Consider the following 19469-nt stretch of genomic DNA (forward strand, 5'->3'; position numbering starts at 1 on the left):
CGCGCGAAAGACCCTTGTGGTCTGCGGTGCCTGCCATGGCAGTGTCCAGCAGAACGGATCGGCGCGAAAACCTCGGAGTCGTTGGAAAACCGGATGAGCGGGAAACTCTCATGTCCGGTTTGGCGGGAGTCTGCGCGTAAAGGAGTCATCAAGCTCGATGGAAACCTCGCCGCGCGGTCGACCCGGCCGCACGACCCGTGCACTGGGGCCGCCTCTGGCGCGACTACGAGCACAAGCCCGAACACACTGAATGGTTCGTGCGGGTCGCCGGCGTCCTCGTCATGACACGTCATCTATCCTAAATGGAATCGTAGTTGTACTGATGCGCTTGTGGAACCAGGGCGCACGTAAAGGCCTCTCGGTCTGTGGAAATTCAGATCCACAGGTCGAGAGGCCTAAGCCGATGATGGCGATATCATCTCAGGTCGAATATGGGTCCGCCTGCGGCCTTGAGGTGACAGTAGGATTCGAACAATCCAATCCAACCATTAATCGCATTGTTCCACTTGCCTCGCACTTTCACCTGCAGCACCGGGCGCTTCGTCGTACATGAACTTGGATGTTTTAGATCCAGTCTTTTGAAGTCTCCGTTGAATTTTGCTATATCGATGCAAGCCTGTCCCCCGTGGGGATGACTTCCCCTTGCTGAGGGGCATTCCAGGGTTGCCCTATAGAATTCACGTGAAGGATATTCTATAACCGTGAAATCGAAGGAGCCGTAGAACGTGCTCGCTTCGTCGGGCATGGGCTGTGCTTGCGCCGGTGTACTGGAGAGCAGCATAGCGACCGCACCGGCAATGAGAGCGGTCGTGATCCTCCTGCGCATGGGGTTCCCTTTCTTGATTTGAGAGGTAGGGGCCGAGCATCGGTCGATGATCCCGCGTTGGGGCTACGGCCACCACGTACGTTAGGACGATCGGCGGAGAGCCCGCGGGGATTTCCGGCATTCTCAAGCGTGTTGTTCGGACAGTCGGATACGGGGACGGCGAATGCCATTCCAGGCCCGGGTCGTCGGCGGTTTCTCCGCCGCGCCCCGGCCCATGCCTCGTGGTCACTGCGTCGTTGAGCCATCGTCAGGCCGAGGCCCACGCGTTCCACCGACGCCGGGCCCGCCTCGCCGCCCACGGTATGTGGGCACGTCAGGACACCCAAGGGCCGTACACGCTCACCGGCAATGCCCGCCACCTGCTGGAACAGCTCGAAGGTGTTATGGAGAAGCGGGTCGAGGAGGCCGTCCACGGCGGCCGCCACTGCGCATCCCCGTCACCGACACCGCACGCTGCGTTCAAGACGGCCCCTGAGTAGGCCGGCACCCGAGGATCCATGCGTGCGCTGGGGAGGGTCCGATACGGCACCGGCTTCCTCTGGCATCACAACACGTCGAATATGGGACCGCCGGTGGTTTTGAGGTGGCAGTGGTTTGCGAATATCATGTGATACTCGAGGTTCTGCGACTTCCAGTTTCCACTCACATCGACGATAACTGCACTAGTGTCATCTCGAACGCACCGTTGTTCAAAGGAGTGGTTCAGTTTGGTGAGATCCCCCTTGACCCTCTTTATTTCATAACATGTCTGTTCCGCATGGGGATGATTTCCCCTTCCGGAAGGACATTCCAGACGAACCTGCGCCCACTGAGCGGTCCTTGTCTCCAGGAGTTCAAAGGTGAGGACGCTGGCCTTCTCTGCCTCCTCGGCGCCGGTAGCGGCTTGTGCCTGCGCGGGTGAGGCTGCGAGCATCGCGGCCACCGCAAGAGTGGTTATGACCTTTGCGAACATGGTTTTCCTCCTTGGGACCTGTGCTGGCGATTGTTCCGTGGGACGCGGACTTCGCCGATGCGCCGCGGCCATTCCGTACTTTAGAGTCCTTAAGGGATCATCACAGGAAATTCGCCTCTTTCGGCCATGTCCATTGTGCTGGCGTCTAGAGGCGGCGCATGCCGTGGTTTCGGCTGCGCCGAGATTCCTGGGATGGGTGGAAACCCGCTGAATGAATTGGTCGAGCCGTAGAGGTGGGACTTGTTCTCGATCGTCCATGGGCCCGGCATATTGGTGTTGACTACCGTCGGTGTGGCGTATCGGGCCGGGAAGTCGGTCACCGCGAACACGGTCGTGCGGGTTTCCTTTCGGCCCTTGACCTTGCGGCGGTGCGGCGGATGGCGACTTGCGCGGCCGGTGGAGTGAGAGCTCCGATGACCTGGTCAACGGCGGTGTCATGGGCGTACTGGCCGTCGCGACTCGGAGTCGAACCCTCCATTGAGCAGATGACTAGAGGGCTCTCGGAGAAGGCCGCCAGGCGCCGATGCCCTTGTCCCGGTAGTGCAAGCCCCTGTGCTCTAATGTTGACTTATGTGGAAAAATCTTCATATAATCCTGTTAAAGGACCATAAATCAACATTTTCCTACATGTTTCAAGGGGGCCTCCATGCCGAGCCCGCACCTCACCCGCCGCACCATGCTCTCCACAGCGGCCGCCGCAGCGGCCGCGGGCACCACGACCACCGCGCTCTCCCCACCCGCAGGCGCGAACGAGACCGCACCCTCCGCCCTTCCCCTCGGAACCGTCCGCCTTCGCCCCGGCCGCTTCCACGACAACCAGGCCCGCACCCTCGCCTACCTCCGCGACATCGACGTCGACCGGCTCCTCTACTCTTTCCGCGCCAACCACGGACTCCCCACCGAAGGCGCCGAACCCTGCGGCGGCTGGGAGGCCCCCGACTTCGAGTTCCGCAGTCACAGCCAAGGCCACTTCCTCACCGCCTGGTCCCACGCCTGGGCCGTCCTCGGCGACACCGCCTGCCGCGACAAGGCCGAGCGCATGGTCGCCGGGCTCGCCGCATGCCAGGCCGCCGACGCCGACTTCAACGACGGCTACCTCTCCGGCTTCCCCGAGTCCGACTTCGACACCGTCGAGACCGGGCGGCGCCAAGGGGTCCCGTACTACTGCGTCCACAAGACCCTCCAAGGACTCCTCGACGTCTGGCGGCTGATCGGCAGCGCCCAGGCCCGTGACGTGCTGTTCGCGCTCGCGGGTTGGGTCGACTGGCGCACGGGCCGCCTCTCCCGAGAGCAGATGCAGACCGCGCTCGGCATCGAGTTCGGCGGCATGAACGACGTCCTCACCGAGCTGCACTTCCGGACTGGAGACGACCGGTGGCTCACCACCGCCCGCCGCTTCGACCACGACGCCGTCTTCGAACCGCTCCGCGAAGGCCGCGATGAACTTGCCGGCCTGCACGCCAACACCCAGATCCCCAAGATCGTCGGCGCCGCCAAGGAACACCGCGCGACGGGCGACGCCTCCTACCGGGACATCGCAGAGAACTTCTGGCGCCTCACGACCGGGGCGCACACCTACGTCATCGGAGGAAACAGCCGCGGCGAGTTCTTCCAGACCCAGCACATGATCGCCGGGAACCTGGCCGACGACTCCTGCGAGGCCTGCAACACCTACAACATGCTGAAGCTCGCCCGGGAGATGTGGAGCCAGAACCCCGACCGGGCCGAACTGTTCGACTACTGCGAAGGAGCGCTCTACAACCACCTTCTGGGGCAACAGCATCCCGGCTCGGAGCACGGCCACGTCTGCTACTTCACCTCGCTGCGCGCCGGCGGCCGCCGCGGCGAGCGCGGACCGGCCGTGGGTGGCGGCAGCTACAGCACCGACTACGGCACGTTCTGGTGCTGCCAGGCGACCGCGCTGGAGACGAACACCGGACTGGCCGACGCGGTGTACGCCGCCGACGGGACCGTCTTGACGGTGAACCTGTACATCCCGTCGGAGATCGACTGGGCAGAACAGGGAGTCCGAGTTGTCCAGGAGACCGCGTTCCCCGTGTCCGACACGACCGTTCTGACGGTCGAAGGTTCGGGACGGTGGACGATGCGGCTGCGCGTCCCCGGCTGGTGCGACGACGCCGCCATCGCCGTCAACGGACAGCCGCAGAACGTCGGCGGCGCCCCGGGATCGTACGCCTCGCTGACAAGGGAGTGGAGCCCCGGAGACACCGTGGAGGTGCGCTTGCCCATGCGCCTCAGCATGCGGGCGGCCAACGACGACGCCAACACCTCGGCGGTCCTGTACGGGCCGGTCGTGCTGTGCGGCGACTACGGGGACACCGAGATCTCCGAGGCCCCGACCTTGGACCCCGCCACGATAGCCCGCGTCGACGACCGATCGCTCGCCTTCACCGCCGAAGCGTCCGGAGCCACTGTCAGGCTGATCCCCTTCTACGACGCGCACGACCTGAACTATGTCGTCTACTGGGACGCTTCCGGCCGCGACGGAGGAAGTGAGCCCCGGTACCGGCTGCGCAACGAGGCCTCCGGCCTCGTCCTGGGCGTTCAGGACATGTCCACCGCCGACGGGGCACCCGTCCTGCAGTGGGACGACTCGCACACCCCCGACCACTGGTGGCACGCCGAGCCGTCCGAAGACGCGCTGAAACTGCGGAACTTCCACAGCCGCAAGGTCCTCGGAATACAAGACGCCTCCTCCGCCGACGGCGCCCGCGCGCTCCAGTGGAGCGACACCGGCACCCCGGACCACCTGTGGTCGATCGTCGACGACGGCGCCGGCTCCCACCGGATCGTCAACGGCAACAGCGATAAACCCCTCGGACTCCTGGACGGCTCGACGGCCAGGGGCGCCGTGGCGGTGCAAGACGCCGACGACGGGTCGCCCGACAACTCCTGGCGCCTGGTCCCCGACGGAACGCTGCTGCTGCGGAACGTCCACAGCGGACTCTTCCTCTCGGTCGACGGTGCCTCTCTGGGCAACGGCGCGCTCGCCGTCCAGGCGGAGAACGACGGAGCGCAGGCCCATCTGTGGACAGCTGTGCCCGACGGCGACGACCTCAAGATCCGCAATGTGCACAGCGGCAAGGTGCTCGGCGTGGAAAACGAGTCCACTGAGGCGGGTGCTGCCGTCCTTCAGTGGGAGGACAACGGTACCGACGATCACCTTTGGTCGCTGCTGCACAGCGGAGACGGCACCTACCGGCTGCGATGCCGCAACGGCGGCAAGGTACTCAGCGTCGACGACTCCTCGACGGACGCCGGGACTCCCCTCGTGACATGGAACGACGACGGCAATGAAAGCACGCTCTGGCGACTCGCCTGAGCGGCAAGAGGAGACACATGACCACCGAACCCACCCGAACGCGCCTGAACCGGCGGCGCCTCATCAAGGGAACCGTCGGCGCCGCTGGCCTGGCCACGGCCGGGATCGCCGGAGTCCGGCTCTCGCACGCCGACGAGCCGGCGCCGACCGCCGAACCGGCCGGCGTCGAACCGACGGCCGCCGGCCACCCCGGCATGCTTCACACCCAGGCCGACCTCGACCGTATGGCGGAGAAGGTCGCCGCCGGCGCCGAGCCGTGGATCTGGGGCTGGGACCGGCTCACTGCCAACGGCCACTCCCGGACGAGCTGGTCGCCCCGTCCGGCCCGCGTCGTCGTCCGGGGCGGCACCGGATCGAACTTCCCGCAGCTGTACCGGGACATCCACGCCGCCTACCAGAACGCCTTGCGCTGGAAGATATCCGGCGACGAGGCCCACCGCGACACGGCGGTGGCGATCCTCAACGCCTGGTCGGAGAACCTGACCGAGGTCACCGGAAACGCCGACCGCTACCTGGCGTCGGGAATCTACGGGTACCAGTTCTGCAATGCCGCCGAGCTCGTCCGCGACGCCGACGGTTTCGACCTGGGCGCCTTCCAAGACATGGTGACCGCCGTCTTCCTGCCGCTCAGCGAGGGTTTCCTCGTCAAGCACAACGACGCCTGCGACACCAACTACTGGGCCAACTGGGACCTGTGCAATATGGCGAACATCCTCGCCTGCGGCATTCTCACCGACGACAGGACGCTGGTGGACCGCGCGGTCGACTATTTCTGGAACGGGGCGGGCAACGGGGCCATAGAGAACGCGTTCCCGTTCGTGTACGACGGCGGACTGGCGCAGTGGCAGGAGTCCGGACGCGACCAGGCCCACTCGATCATGGGGATCGGACTGATGGGCGCGTTCATCGGACACCGCCGTGGATACTCCGGCCTTCAGGCCGGAGAGGAATCGGCGCTTTAGAGGCTGGCCTGGTTCCCGATCGTGCTTGTCGGACCTTCGGTCTATAGTTGTTGGCGTGCATCTGAGGTACTCCTATCGGATCTATCCGACCGCGCCGCAACGCAGGGCGTTGGCGCGGACGTTCGGGTGTGTGCGGACGGTGTACAACGACGCCATAGCGGCCCGCAAGGCCGCCTACGCCGCCGGGGAGAAATACCCGACCACGGTCGCGTTGGCTAAAACCCTGATCACGGAGGCGAAGAAGACAACCGATCGTGCTTGGCTGTCGGAAGTCTCGGTCGTTCCGTTGCAGCAGACACTCAGGCATTGCGACCGGGCGTACCGGAACTTCTTCGACTCCCTCAATGGGAAACGACAGGGGCCGCGTGTGGGGCCGCCTCGGTTCAAACGTCGGACGGGAACGCAGTCGGCGGAGTACACGCGGCGCGGGTTCTCGGTCAAAGACAACGGACGCCTGTACATCGCGAAGGTTGGAGACCTCCGTGTCGCCTGGTCGCGGGAACTGCCCTCCGACCCGTCCTCCGTAACGGTCGTCAAGACCCCGACCGGGAAGTACTTCGCGTCGTTCGTAGTCGCGGTGGAGGACGAAACGGACTTCCTTGACCCGCTTCCCGACGGTGCCGAGACCGGGATCGACCTGGGGCTCAAGTCGTTCGCCGTTTTGCGGGGCGGGAAGACCATCGAGAACCCGAGGTTCTTCCGCCGACTGGAACGGAAGCTCAAGAAAGCACAGCGGTCGCTCTCTCGCAAGGAGAAGGGCTCGGCCAACCGCGCCAAGGCACGCCTTAAGGTCGCGCGGGTCCACGAGAAGATCAAGAACTCCCGTTCGGACTGGATCGACAAGCAGGTTAAGCAGATCGTCAGCGAGAGCCAAGCTGTGTATTGCGAGGACTTGAATGTCACAGGGCTCGTCCGAGGGCGTGCCGCGAAGTCGATAGCGGACGCGAGCTTCGGCATGTTCCTCACCCGCCTGGAGTCTAAAGCGGCCCGCGCGGGTCGCGTGTTCGTGCGCGTGGACAGGTTCTTCCCCTCTACTCGGCTGTGCTCCGACTGCGGGGCGTTGACTGGACCCTCCGGTTTGGAGGGGCTCACAGTGCGCCATTGGGAATGCGGGTGCGGGGCTGTTCATGACCGGGACGCGAACGCCGAAATCAACATTCGCTGTGAAGGCCGACGCCTCGCGGCCCAAGCCGCCGCAGGGCATGCGGAGGCTCGAAACGCGTGTGGACAGCATGTAAGACCGGACATGTCCGGCAGCGTTGGAAACTCCCGTCCGGGAAAGAAGCACGAACCCTCCTGTATGAGTCCTACGGGGCTTTAGCCAGGAATCCCAGTCCCTTTCAGGGTGCTGTTGGGCAACGGACAGAACAGTCGAGCGTCTATCGGGAATTCCCCGGTCGCGCGCGCCGAGGACCGTGCTTCGGACGGAGATTTGTCCCTTTACCAACAGCACCCCTTTCAGGGCGGGGAGGATGTCAAGGAAATGGCGTGGAACCAAGGGATCGACCTCTACAGCGCAAAGGACAACGCCTTCGCCAAAGCGGCGGAGTACGTGGCCCGCTTCAACCTCGGCCACGACGTCCCGTTCACGACCTACGGTTGGGGAACGGGGCAGAACTGCGACTACCGCGAGCACACGGTGATCTCCGAACGCCAACGCGGGCAAGTGCGTCCGGTGTGGGAGACCGTCTACCACCACTACACGGCCCGACAGGGGTACGCGATGCCGAACCTGGACGCCATGACCAGGGAGAACGGTGCCGAAGGAGGAGGCGGTGACTACGGGCTCAACTCGGGCGGATTCGACACGCTCGGATTCGGCACCTTGACGCACGTCCGGCTGCACTGGGATGACATTCCCGACGATCTCGCGCCGCTGTGATCGCCTCCAAGGCAGTCGCCGAAGGCCTGTTCGGGGAGCAGGTCTTCTGCGCCTGATCCGGTCGGGGCCTCCGTCGGGTTCGACTTGCGCGGTCAGCTTTCAGATGAAAGTCTGAGCATATCAGACCTGGAGGCGATTTGACAGGGAGACGCAATGAGGCTACTTCTCACGTCGGGTGGTGTCACGAACTCGAGCATCGAGGCCGCGCTGGTCGATCTGCTCGGCAAACCGATCGCCGAGTCCAATGCCCTCCTCATACCGACCGCCATCCGTCCTTTCCCCGGAGGGGCTGCCCTGGCCTGGAAGACGATCAGTGGACAACTTCCGCCCCCGTTGAGCGAGCTGGGGTGGAAGTCATTGGGCGTGTTGGAGCTGACCGCGCTTCCCACTATCGACGTGGACAGTTGGGTGCCCGAGGTTCGTGAAGCCGATGCCCTCCTCGTAGGGGGTGGCCACGTGCGCTATCTGAGCTACTGGCTGCGGAAGTCCGGTCTCGCGAACCTGCTGCCGTCGCTGTGCGGGACCGTCTATGTCGGGGTGAGCGCCGGCAGCATCGCGGCCACCCCCTACAACTGCGACGCGGAGTGGAACCACAGGTTCCTGCGCTCCGACAGTGAGGTGGCGCAGGAACCCGACAGGCCATTGGGGCTGGTGGACTTCACCTTGTATCCGCATCTGTATCGGACGGACATGCCGCCCACACCGCTGTCCGAGATGCAAGAGTGGGCGTCGGGGGTACCGGTCCCGACCTACGCCATGGATGATGAGACCGCCATCAAGGTGACCGACGGAGACGTCGAAGTCATCTCCGAAGGAGACTGGGAGCTGTTCAACCCCTGATGGACGCCTTACTGCGAGTCGAGCAGGTCGAACGGCGGGAGGCACCGGAATATGCCGAGCCGATCCAGGCGGACCGATAGGTTCGGTAGCGGGAGCCCGAACAACGCCGGAGGTCGAGATCCACAAGCCGTCACGGAGACCAGAAGAATCCCGATCCGGCGGAGCCGGATCGGAACCATCAGTGTAGAGAGGTTCACTTCGTACCAAGGAAGAGGTGCCATTTTACGCCGTCGTGTCTGGAAACCGCCGGCCGTGCGGTCCCGTCGTCATTATTCAGTTCGGATAGAACGAGGCGTCGTCGAGGCCGTTCAGGTCGCCTATGATGTCGCGGTCCACATCGAGGCTCCGCTCGACCCAGAAGCCGTCGGGGGCGGTTTCGAAACGGTCCTCCAACCTCGCCGCACCGGAGATTTCGCCTTCCTCGTCACGCCAGACGACCGCTCCTCTCATCCGAAGGCCGGCGGGCACACCGTCTGCTTCGATGCGGCAGTAGAGACCGGTGGAACCCCCACTGTCGCAAGCTGCGACAGTGAAGTCGGACGAGGACAGGCCAGGATATCCTCCCGACCCCTCTCTTTCCCATTCGACCGAGATTTGGGTTTCAACGTCGGCGACGGCTTTGACAGAAGTGCCCGAATACGACGAAGGAGGGGTTATGATGGCGGCTTCTCCTCGAGGTGCCACGTATACCGAGCCCACATCGCCTCTGAGGTCGTCCACGGGACGATTCTCATCGTCTTTGAAGGCGACCCGGTACTTGACGCGTGCGAAGAGTTCGGGGTCGGAATTCGACAGTATGGCGGCTCCCGATAGTCGATCCCCGTAGATGGAGAAGCCGTTCTCGACGACGGTCACCTCACCGGAGTGCTCGGGCTCCTCGCCTGGGGCCGTGGTCCCGTCTGCCTCCACGGCGAACTCAGTTTCTTCGCTCAGGCTTTCACGTTCGGGAGGTTCCATCATCGCCATCACGCCGGCTCCGACGAGGAAGAGAACCGTGATGCCGATCAACAGGTCGGTCCTATCGGCCCGGGTCGGTTGCGTCGCCATGCAGTTGGCCTTTCCAAGTATTGTGGGGGACGACTACACCTTACTGAAGTCCCCCAACCGAGAAGGTGCCCGCCATGTCTGAAGGCTCCGCCGAGCGAAGCGAACTACCGGATAAGAAGGACCTCGTTCCATCGCGAAAAACACCGCTCATCACAGCCTTGGTCGCATTCGCACTGTTCGCTGCCGTGTCCGGCGATCACCTGTGGAAGGGGTACCTCGGTCCCGACTACGATGAGCGGGTGCTGGAGTTCGCCTCCGATCTGCTGGACGATATCGCGAACGGTGGGAGTGAGGAGGCGATCCAAGCGAGTAACCGGGGCGATCGGCTTTCCGAGGAGCAACGGGTCGTTGCGGAGGCGACGACCGGGGCCTGGTCGGTTCAGAAGGTCGGAGTTGTCGCGAATTCACGAATCGAGGACCAGTTCGACGCCACGGTGATGGCGCTGGTCGAGTCCCGTGCCAGTGGAGTCGCCCTTCCGATCAAGTTCCAAGTGTCGATGGTCGGGGATTCGGCTTTCGGCGGTGCCGACTGGGAAGTAGACGGACTGCTGGTCGAGCTACCCGTTGATGCCGGGGGCCAGGAAGGTCTGATCGTCAACGGCGTGGAGATGCCGGCGACGACCGAACCGATCATGGTGTTTCCCGGCGAGTTCACCTTCGAGGACCGCAGGTTCGGGACCTTTCTGGAAGGCAGCGAGACCACTGCGAGGGTCGGTTTCGAAGAGGAGCCGTGGGGCACTGATGAATGGGACCTGGTCAACCAAGGAGTTCCATTCGAGGGACTCGAGGTGTCCGCCGAGGGGGACGAATTGATGGCCGACCTTGCCCGCCGGATTCTGGACTCCTGTGTCGAAGAAGACGACGTATTGACCGTTCCTCAGCCTGATTGCCCTTATTCCCTGGAGGAAAGCACGACCTTCCGTTACGAGGGCACCTACCTGACGAAGGGGGACAACGTAGTCATGGAGGTTGTGGACTACCCGGAGATACGAGGGAAGGCGACACCGCATGGGGCAGGTTTTCACTCCTTGGAACCAGGCGCCATACGAGTGCAGTTCGACCGAAACCCCTCGGATCGCTTGGAGCCGCCGAACGGGGCGCGGTGGAGTTTTCTCTGCACGTTGGACTATGGAGATCTCTACGTCTACTGGGAAGACCTCTCCCAGGATGTTGAGGCAAGTGACGTCTTGCGGTTGTCCAACTTCGGCGAAAGTTCTGCCACGTCCGTCTGTGTCCCGGAGACGCAATAGAATAGACCCGACGCCGGCGCGCTGGTTCCAGCCGTGAAGACCGTCGCGTCGACGTCGGTTCAGTGGACGTTCTTGGTCAAGAGGTCCCGGTCTTGTCCGCGTCTGCTTCACGCCGGTGGCGGCGTACGGCGATCGAGATCTGGTTGCGGAGGGCCTCCGCCCAGTGCGGTTCCGCTCGTGATCGTTTGTACAGCTCGTCTGCGTAGAGTGCTAGTTTCGGCCAGGCCCAGCGTGCGCAGTTCGCCAGCGCTGCCGGAGGACGTTCCTCCACCGGTAGTTCGGAGTCACTGGGTAGGAAGAGGTAGACGGTGTGCGACGGCTCGTCGAGGCGAAGACGGAACTCGAACTCGTCCTGAACGATGGCTCCGAGGTCTTTAGTGCCCGGCGGCATGTAGCGGATTGGCATGGGCCTCTCCTTTCCTGATTTCGTCGGCGAAGCGCTGGGGGAGTGGATGGCCGAAGGCGACGTGTTCGACGACAGCACGGAACCGTTGTTCCAACGCAAGCTGAAGTCGGGTGCCATTGGTGATGAGGGCGTGGCGGGATGCCGTGTTCGCCCAGTGGACGGCGGCCGGTGGGCCGGACGTCCACTCGAGGGAGGCAACGTACGTTTCGTTTCCGCCGGGCTCGATGGCCACGACGGACGCGATGGTTCGGCGTACCGCTCGGACCTCGAAGGTTCGGGCAAGGAACGAGACCGAGCCCAGGATGGGGCCGGTGGTGTTCGGAAGGTACGGGCGAGGCCGAGACTGGCGATGAGCGGAGCCATGAGCCGATGGCGATGATGCCGAACCGGTGCCGGCAGTACCGGGGAGCGGTATGCGGGCGTGAAAGATGTTGATGAGGACGACGGCGAAGACGGCCGCGATGAAGCTCAGGATATCGGTCATAGGGCGGCTCCTGCCTTCTTCGGATCGAGCTTGCGGAGTGCGAGGGCCGCGAGGCCGTGGCGGAGGATCCAGAACCTGACGTCGTCGCGGATCGACCAGCCTCGGAGGGGGAGCAGGAAGTTCCCAGTGGTGTGGATGAGTGCGGCTCTGCGGCCGGAAATGTAAACCCAGAGGATCTGATCTCCGGAGCGTTTGACGACGTCAATCCGGGTTGAATCCAGGGTCAGTGTGGTGATGCGTATCGGCATTGAGCGATTCCCAGTCTCCCCTGTACAGGGGTTCGTTGATGAAATCGGGAAAGGAGATCGCCGCTCGGCGGGCGCGACGGCGAGGCCGACCTATGCTCGGACGGATGAGGAAGGTGCTGCAGGGCAGCAGAGCTGCGGCGAGTAGATGGAAGGAAGAGAACGTCACCGGAAGATCGGTGAGCGAGGCTTCGAGACTCGACGCGCGCTCTGGGATCGAGGCTGGTTTTGGGCAGCCCGATGTACTACGATGGGCGAGTACACGACAACTCCTTTCGGGGAGTGACGGTGTTGAGGGCGGCTCACCAGCTCTTGTCTTGGTCGATCGGACTGGTGAGCCGCTGCCATAAGCGAACTGGAGTGCGCGCTTGCGGCCTCGGACGATTGTCGGAATCATCCAACCATCGCCCAGTGTTGCCCAAGTGCAACAGCTTGTCAACGTTCAGGTCTTCCCGGCGTGTCGGATCAAAGTATGCGGGACAAGCGATCTTTGCAGATAGCATGCGTCAACCTCGTGCGCTCCAATACGTCAATGGCCAGGCCCTTAGCCATGAGGAAGCGACTGTGCCTCAGCGGGTTTCAGCAGTTGCAACCGACTGGTATCTTGTAGTGAGGAATGCTCATCCCCCTGGTGAATGAAGAGGACGTCCCCCGATGTCAAGGAGCTCCGACGCTGCCGACGAGTTTCAGCGATTTCGAGACGCAGTCAGGAAAGCGGTAGAAAAGTCGGCTCATGTGGCTGACCAGGAGCGCCACCTTTATCTCTTCCGTCATCTCCAAGAGTCCGAGCACGATGACTGGTCTCAGATCGGCGAGAGGCTCTTGGCGGAGAAGATCCAGTTGTGGGACCTGGCATTCGAAGAGCCATACGCGACGATCATTCAAGAGGGCTTGGAAGTTGATCCAGATGAAACACGTGAGTTCATCGATCTAATTCGGGCTCATCTGGCCGGTGAGCCAACGATTCTTTCTAGAGCCAGGGCTGCGCACCCTGATTTCAGGGCCGGCAGGGATTACGATCATACGATTTCGGATACCACCCCGTCCGATGATGATATAGAGGCTAAGCGACTAGTGACTCTAGCGCTGAAAGCCCCTTCCGAGTTCTCATCGAGGAAAGTTCCCGAGCGATTGATCAATGAATTTGTCAATGCACTGGGCGACAAGATCCGGGCAACTGCTTCTCGAAATTACGGAATGGCTGGAAATGGCGATCAGGGAATGATCGCAGCGTCGTTGGCAGAAGACTCTGACCTCATACTTAGATCACTGGGTCATGCTATGCAGAGGAACGCGATTGATCTGTCTGAAGTTCCGGATCATCCTGATATGCGTCGCCTGGCGAGGGAAAGTCCCCGGACAGCCATGGAGCTTCTAAAGACGGTTGTTGAGTACCTCTATGTGGAAGTTCCAGTGCCTCCGAAAGACACCTGGGGTTTGAAACGATCCGAAGACGATGAATATTCTTCCATGCAAGAGAAGGCTGTTCCGGATTCAGACGACGATGAGATGTCAGATGAATCCAGCGAGATTGAGCAATTCGATCTTTCTGAATTGCGCAGCGATCCATGGGGAATAAATCGACACAGAGAATATGACTTACCTGCATCATCGAATTCCGATGCGTGGGCAAACGATGTGCTCAAAAAGAGGAGGGCAACATGATCAACGTGCGAAGTGTCGACCCATACGAGATATGGAGATGCGGTCGAGTGACTATAATGGGCTGGGCGGAAAACTACTCGAGCGCTATTAGCCGAAGCGATAACATCGTTTCCTCGCCCCCTGACCTGTTCAATTCAGAAGGCGAAAGAACTGCTGCCGGGGATATATTTCAGACGATCAGTTCTGACCTGAACACGTGGAGTCGCCGCACGTTTGAAAGGTCGGTTTACGTTGCTGAGCAGCTTGAAAAAGCTGCCTATAGGGAGTTTGGCAATGAGGAGGATGCAGTTGCCAGATTCAATGAGATTTCAGAGGAAGCGAGCAACGAAGAGAACACGCCGGTAGATACTCCTGTCATTGAGGGAAGGCCAGAAACCACAACCACTGAAGAATCAAACGAACTACAGAAGGAGTTCGAGCAGGAAGGTGGAATAGTCTAATGGCAATTGAGCAGGACTACCTCAGTGCATACGGCAGCATCGAAGGATTCGACGACGTCAACGATGCGGTGGAGTATGCCTTCAAGAGGGCGCTGACAAAAACGTATCTGGACCATGCATTCAAGGTCATCACTGGTTTTGCTGAGGGTAATCAGTCAATCGCACTTATTCCGGATGCATCACAGCAGATCTTCGACGTGGAGGGCTTTTCTCCGGATATCCCAGAATTTGACTATGAAGCGCATGGAATCGGGTACCGAGGGGAGGATGATGACAGCGAAGATGCTCGTCGCGTGAACCTAGATGACGAGTGTCGGTTTGTGGCCTTTATTAAGGCAGGAAAGAACGTACTAAACTATCGAAACTTTGATTGCATTTGCAACTTCAAGGAAGTGTTTGAAGCAGTTGACCATGCTGCACTAGATATTGCACTGCACTGTCTGAGTCAGGTGAAGCTATATCACCCTGAGAGTCTCTGGAGGCTGCAGGAGGCAGAAGAGCAGTTTCGCGATTACGCGAGAATCTTGGGGGCAGCGGGCGCTGACGGTGACGATACCATGACGACCGACATCATCCAAGTCGAAAACCGGTTGAGTGACTGGGAGGGCGATGATGCGGATGAGTTTCGGCGAAACTGGCTGGACTCCGCGAGAAATGCACCAATAGTTCATCGAAATATCGCCATCAGCATGATGGCCCTGGCTGCCTTGCAGAAGTCGCACATAATGGCGGTCAGAATGACCTACAGCTCGGTCTTGGAATCGGCAATCGAGAAGACGGAAGAAGAAACTGAAAGAACGACCGTCTCGTTGAAGAAGGACGAGTGGGCCGGAGTAGCGCTGGCAATTGACGGAGCTTTGATTGCGGGCACGATAGTTAGTGGCGGCTCGCTGGCAACTGTCTTGACAGCTGCGAAGTTCTTGGCATCGTCTACGTCATACATAGGTTCCGGTAAGAAGGAAATACAGACGTACACACTTGCTAGCGAAGATCCGAATGAAATCGTTCGCAGCGTGCTTCATGATATGGAGTCACTGAAAAGCCAGATCACACAAGGGGAATACAAGATCGAATCGGAGGCGAAGGACCTGGAGGGTCTCGTCGATGAAACTAAGAAGCGTGATTTGGAGCTTTATGAATTCGGGGCGTAACGGCAGTATTGGCCGAATAGTAGTTGCATCTTCAGTCCTTCTATTTGGGCTGTCGGCGTGCTCGTCAAATGGCAGCACCGAGGATCCTTCTCCAAGTGAATCCGATCCTTCGCAGTCGTCTTCTGATGCTGATCAGAATGCCCTAGATAATTTCGCATATCTGCCTCCAGCGGAGGACAATTTTTGCAAGGATATTGATTGGTCTGCCATTGGGGAGATGATACCTAGTGGCTTTGCCGACGACATAGAATTTGCACCTCGCACCAGCGCAATTGAACGGGTGGGAGACAACGCTCGAGAAGCAATAGTTGATGGCCAGATGACTGAAGTGACCTGTGCTTCAAAATCCGAGAAGGATGAAGTAGGAGAGTCCTCCAAGCCCAAGGCAAGTGACTACTTCAACTTCGCTGCCACCACAACTTTCGCTTATGCTTCTGAGGCTCCTGAAGTTCCGGAGATAATATTCGGAAATCTGTCCTCGAACTTGGTGCCGGCAAACTCGACTGAACGTCTGTCGCCCCCTGATCAAAATCCTGATGAGTGGGACCGCTTCGAGCTTTATAGCGGTATCACCTTCGATGAGCAGGTCATTTACTCTCAAGCAGCATTTGAGGTAGATGACACGCTGTTTTACCTATACGTGTTCGTGACTCCGGAGTTCGTTGAAGGCGAAACAAAGCCGCTGGAGGAACACCGAGGGTCGGGTGACTTCCCGGAATCTTGGGAAGCTTCCGATTGGAACGATGTTGCTGAGCTTCAAGAGACCGCTCTGGTCGATATCGCAGATCAGATACGTGACTCTATGCGTGTTTAGGGCTGCTGAAGTCTCTAATGAGCAAGCAGAAAGTGTGCGTGAAGTGATGAGATCCGAGTATGGCACGTTTACTTTGTGCTAGAGGAAATTTGAAAGGAGTAAGTTCGATGACAGACCAGGATCATGGAGTTACCAATCGGAGTGGCGTATCCGGGGCAGCCGGCTCGGTCGGCTCGGTAATAAACCGCGAACTTGGTGCTGACTTGGACGCGATGGCGCGATACGTGGAACAGATGCGTGGCGAAATCGGCGACTACCTTCAGAACGCCCACTCTTTTCGCGATGGTCGTGTAGATCAAAAGGTAACGGACATGCGTGGCCGGTTTATGGATTATGGCGAGCCGATTGACGCCAGAAATCCACCAACTGGCGCCTTCCCCGCAGCGGCTGCGCTGAACAAGGCCATTTTCGAACGTGTTTTCGCTCAAGATGCGAAGAGAATGAACGACCTTATGCGATCGCTAGAAACGTTGGCGGAGCAGGTGGATGCGGCTCGTGAAAGGTATGAAGACGGCGACGATAATGCTGCCGCGATCATACAACAGCTGGATTCTGCGTTTGACGAGGTTGACAAGATCGTTTCCGACCTGAAGCGAAGGTGATTGTTATGTCCGCTAATTTCGAACACGATCTGTCCTACTATCAGAATTTGGACCACGATACTCTCTGGCGAATGCTGTTCGAAGCTGACGCAGCTGCGGTCGAACAGTGCGGCGATCTGTGGATCAGGCTTTATGAAAGCAATGAAGGAATGCGCGAGAGAATATTCAGAAGCGCTGATCAGCTACGGAATTTCTGGAAGGGAGACGCAGCTGAAGCCTTTATTGAGGGTGGTGCGCAGCCGCTGCTCGACTACATAGACCAATGGGGTGCCAAAGTTTTTGAGTTTGGGCACTATTATCATTCGAGCATTGCAGAGCATATTCGTGATGCCAAAACAGGATCCGAGCAGCTGGGAGAATTCGGTGAGTCGAATCTATCACCGCGTGAGAATCTTAGCCTTTCCGAATTTCTTGCAGCTCGGCATGGTAGTGAGGGAAAACATCTTTCGGGTTCTAGTTCTGAGAAGCTCGAGTACGAGAAGTATCTTGAGAAGCGAAAGAGTCGATTGGCTGAAATCGTATTCAAGCTTGCCCAGGAGTATGAGAATGCGGCAGCAAGGTTGCCAGAAGTGCCTGCCGATGAATCAGATGGTGAAGGATACGTTCAGCCTACTCCGCCGACATATACGGATACTCCAACTGACATGTCTTATGGCGCCCCAGGCAGTTTGACCCAAGAAGGTGGCGATCTTGGTGACGATGACGGGGATACAGAATTTCTTGACGAGCCGGAAGAGACGAGTGCAGGTTGGGCTCTCAACGAGGAAGATGATGATTTCGAGCCCTCTGGCGGCCTGGCCGGCGGTGGAAGCGTGGGTGGAATGACTCTCGGCAGCTCTGTGTCCGGTGGGGTGTCATCGGCTCTTGTCAGCGGCGGCGGAGCCGCACCTGCAGTCGGCGGTGGCCTTTTCAGTACGGGCAATCGTCAAATGCCTTCGACGACCGGGGCAGGCGGTGGATTCAGGAATCCTCACCAAGCTGGTGGGATGGTCAAAAACAATAGCACCGGTGGTGCTAGCTCTTCACGAGGAACCGGTGTTGGACAGTCAAATGCCAACAGGAGCTCTGCTTCTTCGTCGGGGGGAAATAGAAACAAACCGAGGCAGCCTACCCGATTCAACGTAGATACGAAGGAAAGCAATTCCGCGTCTACGGCGCGCCAACGGCAGCGAGAAGAGGAGGAAGAGCGTAAGGAACGGAGGAGAGCGTACTCGCAGTACGAGGATCAGATGAGTTGGGAGCCAACTGAAGATCTTGATCTATATGGAGACGACTAAGCCTTCTTGCGCCTAAGAATCAAGAAGGCGACGACCGTTGCGGCCAGCAGTGTTGCTGCCACAGCGACCAGCCAGATTCTGATCATGGAAGATTCATCTGTGGATGAGCTTGTCTGGTTACTTTCGTCGGTACCGCTTTCTGAAATGTCAGAGGCGTCATTTTCCAGGCTCAATCCTGCCTGTCCCAACGGGTATCCCAAAGGATTGGAGTCTACGGGTGAGATGTTGTCCGCATTTACTGCAGCTTCTGCGTCGACTATCCCGTATCCGAGTTCGGGGTTCCATTCGCCGTTGCCGCTAGCAGTCTTTATAAGGCGTTCTATAGCGTTGTTTCCGTCTAGGTCCGCGTCAGCCGAGAACATTAGTGCGAGCACTCCCGCAACCGTCGGAGCGGAGAGCGAAGTACCAGGTGATTCCCGATAATCATTCGAGGGCTCAGGATCAATGAGGTTGTTTTTGTCGGAGTTGTCGAAGGCCGATTCGACGATGGTTTGGGTATCCCCCGGAGCAGCCAGGGTTACTTCCTCACCACGCCAGCTGTCTTTCCAGATGGTGCCTTGCGGATTGGAACCGCTAACCACGATAACGCCGTCTGTAGCCATGATCGGATCGGCCTTGACATTGGGATCGTTTCCAGCCGCAATGACGGTGACTACACCGCGATCAACGGCGTATTGCAGCGCTTCTTGAACTTTCTCTTGGGTGGTGTCGACAGGTGGCCCAAAGGACATATTGATCACATTGGCTCCGTTGTCGACGGCATAGTAGATTGCCTCAGTTACGGCAGACTCTCCGTAGGTCTTAAGTTCTTCAGGAAGATCTTCTGGCGCGTTGGTTACAAGGGGCATAATGGTGGCCTCGGGGGCAATTTGAAGGGCAGCTGCTGCTACTGAACCACCGTGTCCATTACCTACTGTTCCAGGGTCTCCTCCTCGGAAGTGTTCGGGTTCGAGGATGTCCTTGCCCTCGAAGTATGTATGCAGACCCAGGCCGTTATCCAGCACTGCGATGGTCGCACCCTTGCCCTTGGTGGTTTCCCAGGCCTTATCGGCATTGATCTGCTTCCAGACCCACTCGTTCTGCTCACGTAGGTACTCGTCCGGGCTCTGCTGCGCCTTCGCGATGCCCGGCGTCACGGCAACGAGCATCAGCGCCGCCAGCAAGAGGGCGGCATAGGTCAGCAAATTAGGGCGTCGGGTGGTCGTCACCGGGGGACTCCTCGCAGCGTCAGCCTTAGGGGGCGATACGGCTCCAGCATAGCGGCTACTTCCAACGCCGTCTGG

The 19469-nt window shown here is 59.8% G+C and carries 20 protein-coding genes; 13 read left to right on the top strand and 7 right to left on the bottom strand.

The genetic code is table 11. The annotated features are described in order from the left end of the window. Positions 1-415 precede the first annotated feature (415 nt). Positions 416-826: an SSI family serine proteinase inhibitor gene (locus tag ACFTE1_RS00650; RefSeq protein ID WP_380624699.1), complete on the bottom strand. Its 411-nt coding sequence runs from the start codon at positions 824-826 to the stop codon at positions 416-418. A 236-nt stretch (positions 827-1062) separates the two neighbouring features. Between ACFTE1_RS00650 and ACFTE1_RS00655 the strand changes: the two genes are divergently transcribed. Next, positions 1063-1305, top strand: a complete 243-nt coding sequence (locus ACFTE1_RS00655) for a hypothetical protein (RefSeq protein WP_380624701.1) — start codon at positions 1063-1065, stop codon at positions 1303-1305. 65 nt (positions 1306-1370) lie between these two features. Here the strand turns inward: ACFTE1_RS00655 and ACFTE1_RS00660 are convergent, their stop codons facing one another. Next, complete coding sequence (locus tag ACFTE1_RS00660; protein ID WP_380624703.1) at positions 1371-1778, bottom strand: SSI family serine proteinase inhibitor; 408 nt, start codon at positions 1776-1778, stop codon at positions 1371-1373. 646 nt (positions 1779-2424) lie between these two features. On the opposite strand from ACFTE1_RS00660, the gene ACFTE1_RS00665 reads away from it, so the two are divergent. The 5 genes from ACFTE1_RS00665 to ACFTE1_RS00685 all read left to right on the top strand — a co-directional run bounded on the left by ACFTE1_RS00665 (position 2425) and on the right by ACFTE1_RS00685 (position 8805). After that, entirely contained in the window at positions 2425-5121 is a 2697-nt protein-coding gene (locus ACFTE1_RS00665; RefSeq protein WP_380624705.1) for a beta-L-arabinofuranosidase domain-containing protein, read from the top strand. Between the two features lie 17 nt (positions 5122-5138). Further along, entirely contained in the window at positions 5139-6083 is a 945-nt protein-coding gene (locus tag ACFTE1_RS00670; RefSeq protein WP_380624707.1) for an alginate lyase family protein, read from the top strand. Continuing rightward, complete coding sequence (locus tag ACFTE1_RS00675) at positions 6040-7404, top strand: RNA-guided endonuclease InsQ/TnpB family protein (protein WP_380762540.1); 1365 nt, start codon at positions 6040-6042, stop codon at positions 7402-7404. The genes ACFTE1_RS00670 and ACFTE1_RS00675 overlap by 44 nt, the downstream gene beginning before the upstream one ends. Positions 7405-7566: 162 nt before the next feature. Then, the gene (locus tag ACFTE1_RS00680; protein ID WP_380618089.1) at positions 7567-7965 is read left to right on the top strand and encodes a hypothetical protein; all 399 of its coding nucleotides are present in this window, start codon (positions 7567-7569) and stop codon (positions 7963-7965) included. Between the two features lie 153 nt (positions 7966-8118). Beyond that, the gene (locus ACFTE1_RS00685) at positions 8119-8805 is read left to right on the top strand and encodes a Type 1 glutamine amidotransferase-like domain-containing protein (protein WP_380618088.1); all 687 of its coding nucleotides are present in this window, start codon (positions 8119-8121) and stop codon (positions 8803-8805) included. A 273-nt stretch (positions 8806-9078) separates the two neighbouring features. Here the strand turns inward: ACFTE1_RS00685 and ACFTE1_RS00690 are convergent, their stop codons facing one another. Further along, on the bottom strand, positions 9079-9813 hold the full coding sequence (locus ACFTE1_RS00690; protein ID WP_380618087.1) for a hypothetical protein: 735 nt from the start codon (positions 9811-9813) through the stop codon (positions 9079-9081). Between the two features lie 113 nt (positions 9814-9926). Here ACFTE1_RS00690 and ACFTE1_RS00695 point away from each other — a divergent pair, with 113 nt between their 5' ends. Then, positions 9927-11102 carry a hypothetical protein gene (locus tag ACFTE1_RS00695; protein ID WP_380618086.1) on the top strand — a complete coding sequence of 392 codons (1176 nt, stop codon included), beginning with the start codon at positions 9927-9929 and terminating at the stop codon, positions 11100-11102. A gap of 76 nt (positions 11103-11178) precedes the next feature. Here the strand turns inward: ACFTE1_RS00695 and ACFTE1_RS00700 are convergent, their stop codons facing one another. From ACFTE1_RS00700 to ACFTE1_RS00710, 3 genes are read right to left on the bottom strand one after another with little or no spacing between them, the layout of a single operon-like run. Next, the gene (locus ACFTE1_RS00700; protein WP_380618085.1) at positions 11179-11508 is read right to left on the bottom strand and encodes a hypothetical protein; all 330 of its coding nucleotides are present in this window, start codon (positions 11506-11508) and stop codon (positions 11179-11181) included. Then, positions 11477-11992, bottom strand: coding sequence for a hypothetical protein (locus ACFTE1_RS00705; protein ID WP_380618084.1), 516 nt, complete (start codon positions 11990-11992; stop codon positions 11477-11479). Before ACFTE1_RS00705 ends, ACFTE1_RS00700 begins: the two co-directional genes overlap by 32 nt. After that, positions 11989-12240 (bottom strand): hypothetical protein, encoded by a 252-nt coding sequence (locus ACFTE1_RS00710; protein ID WP_380618083.1) that lies wholly within the window; start codon positions 12238-12240, stop codon positions 11989-11991. The genes ACFTE1_RS00705 and ACFTE1_RS00710 overlap by 4 nt, the downstream gene beginning before the upstream one ends. Before the next feature lie 732 nt (positions 12241-12972). Here ACFTE1_RS00710 and ACFTE1_RS00715 point away from each other — a divergent pair. The 6 genes from ACFTE1_RS00715 (at position 12973) to ACFTE1_RS00740 (ending at position 18186) form a co-directional block, all read left to right on the top strand. Further along, a complete protein-coding gene (locus ACFTE1_RS00715) occupies positions 12973-13902 on the top strand; it encodes a hypothetical protein (RefSeq protein ID WP_380618082.1) in 930 nt (309 codons plus the stop codon). Beyond that, positions 13899-14342, top strand: coding sequence for a hypothetical protein (locus tag ACFTE1_RS00720; protein WP_380618081.1), 444 nt, complete (start codon positions 13899-13901; stop codon positions 14340-14342). Before ACFTE1_RS00715 ends, ACFTE1_RS00720 begins: the two co-directional genes overlap by 4 nt. After that, complete coding sequence (locus tag ACFTE1_RS00725; protein WP_380618080.1) at positions 14342-15493, top strand: hypothetical protein; 1152 nt, start codon at positions 14342-14344, stop codon at positions 15491-15493. Before ACFTE1_RS00720 ends, ACFTE1_RS00725 begins: the two co-directional genes overlap by 1 nt. Next, entirely contained in the window at positions 15462-16307 is an 846-nt protein-coding gene (locus ACFTE1_RS00730; protein ID WP_380618079.1) for a hypothetical protein, read from the top strand. The genes ACFTE1_RS00725 and ACFTE1_RS00730 overlap by 32 nt, the downstream gene beginning before the upstream one ends. Before the next feature lie 107 nt (positions 16308-16414). Then, positions 16415-16909, top strand: coding sequence for a hypothetical protein (locus ACFTE1_RS00735; protein ID WP_380618078.1), 495 nt, complete (start codon positions 16415-16417; stop codon positions 16907-16909). 71 nt (positions 16910-16980) lie between these two features. Further along, on the top strand, positions 16981-18186 hold the full coding sequence (locus ACFTE1_RS00740; RefSeq protein ID WP_380618077.1) for a hypothetical protein: 1206 nt from the start codon (positions 16981-16983) through the stop codon (positions 18184-18186). On the opposite strand, the gene ACFTE1_RS00745 is transcribed toward ACFTE1_RS00740, so the two are convergent. Then, positions 18183-19394: a S8 family peptidase gene (locus ACFTE1_RS00745; protein WP_380618076.1), complete on the bottom strand. Its 1212-nt coding sequence runs from the start codon at positions 19392-19394 to the stop codon at positions 18183-18185. The genes ACFTE1_RS00740 and ACFTE1_RS00745 overlap by 4 nt on opposite strands. Between the last annotated feature and the right edge of the window lie 75 nt (positions 19395-19469).

The sequence above is a fragment of the Salininema proteolyticum genome, from assembly GCF_042685645.1.
Lineage (GTDB): Bacteria > Actinomycetota > Actinomycetes > Mycobacteriales > Micromonosporaceae > Salininema > Salininema proteolyticum.

Coding starts and splice junctions, on each gene's coding strand:
- ACFTE1_RS00660 (WP_380624703.1), bottom strand. CDS start 1,778: ATGTTCGCAAAGGTCATAACCACTCTTGCGGTGGCCGCGATGCTCGCA.
- ACFTE1_RS00670 (WP_380624707.1), top strand. CDS start 5,139: ATGACCACCGAACCCACCCGAACGCGCCTGAACCGGCGGCGCCTCATC.
- ACFTE1_RS00650 (WP_380624699.1), bottom strand. CDS start 826: ATGCGCAGGAGGATCACGACCGCTCTCATTGCCGGTGCGGTCGCTATG.
- ACFTE1_RS00695 (WP_380618086.1), top strand. CDS start 9,927: ATGTCTGAAGGCTCCGCCGAGCGAAGCGAACTACCGGATAAGAAGGAC.
- ACFTE1_RS00700 (WP_380618085.1), bottom strand. CDS start 11,508: ATGCCAATCCGCTACATGCCGCCGGGCACTAAAGACCTCGGAGCCATC.
- ACFTE1_RS00685 (WP_380618088.1), top strand. CDS start 8,119: ATGAGGCTACTTCTCACGTCGGGTGGTGTCACGAACTCGAGCATCGAG.
- ACFTE1_RS00725 (WP_380618080.1), top strand. CDS start 14,342: ATGGCAATTGAGCAGGACTACCTCAGTGCATACGGCAGCATCGAAGGA.
- ACFTE1_RS00705 (WP_380618084.1), bottom strand. CDS start 11,992: ATGACCGATATCCTGAGCTTCATCGCGGCCGTCTTCGCCGTCGTCCTC.
- ACFTE1_RS00740 (WP_380618077.1), top strand. CDS start 16,981: ATGCTGTTCGAAGCTGACGCAGCTGCGGTCGAACAGTGCGGCGATCTG.
- ACFTE1_RS00735 (WP_380618078.1), top strand. CDS start 16,415: ATGACAGACCAGGATCATGGAGTTACCAATCGGAGTGGCGTATCCGGG.
- ACFTE1_RS00680 (WP_380618089.1), top strand. CDS start 7,567: ATGGCGTGGAACCAAGGGATCGACCTCTACAGCGCAAAGGACAACGCC.
- ACFTE1_RS00710 (WP_380618083.1), bottom strand. CDS start 12,240: ATGCCGATACGCATCACCACACTGACCCTGGATTCAACCCGGATTGAC.
- ACFTE1_RS00720 (WP_380618081.1), top strand. CDS start 13,899: ATGATCAACGTGCGAAGTGTCGACCCATACGAGATATGGAGATGCGGT.
- ACFTE1_RS00665 (WP_380624705.1), top strand. CDS start 2,425: ATGCCGAGCCCGCACCTCACCCGCCGCACCATGCTCTCCACAGCGGCC.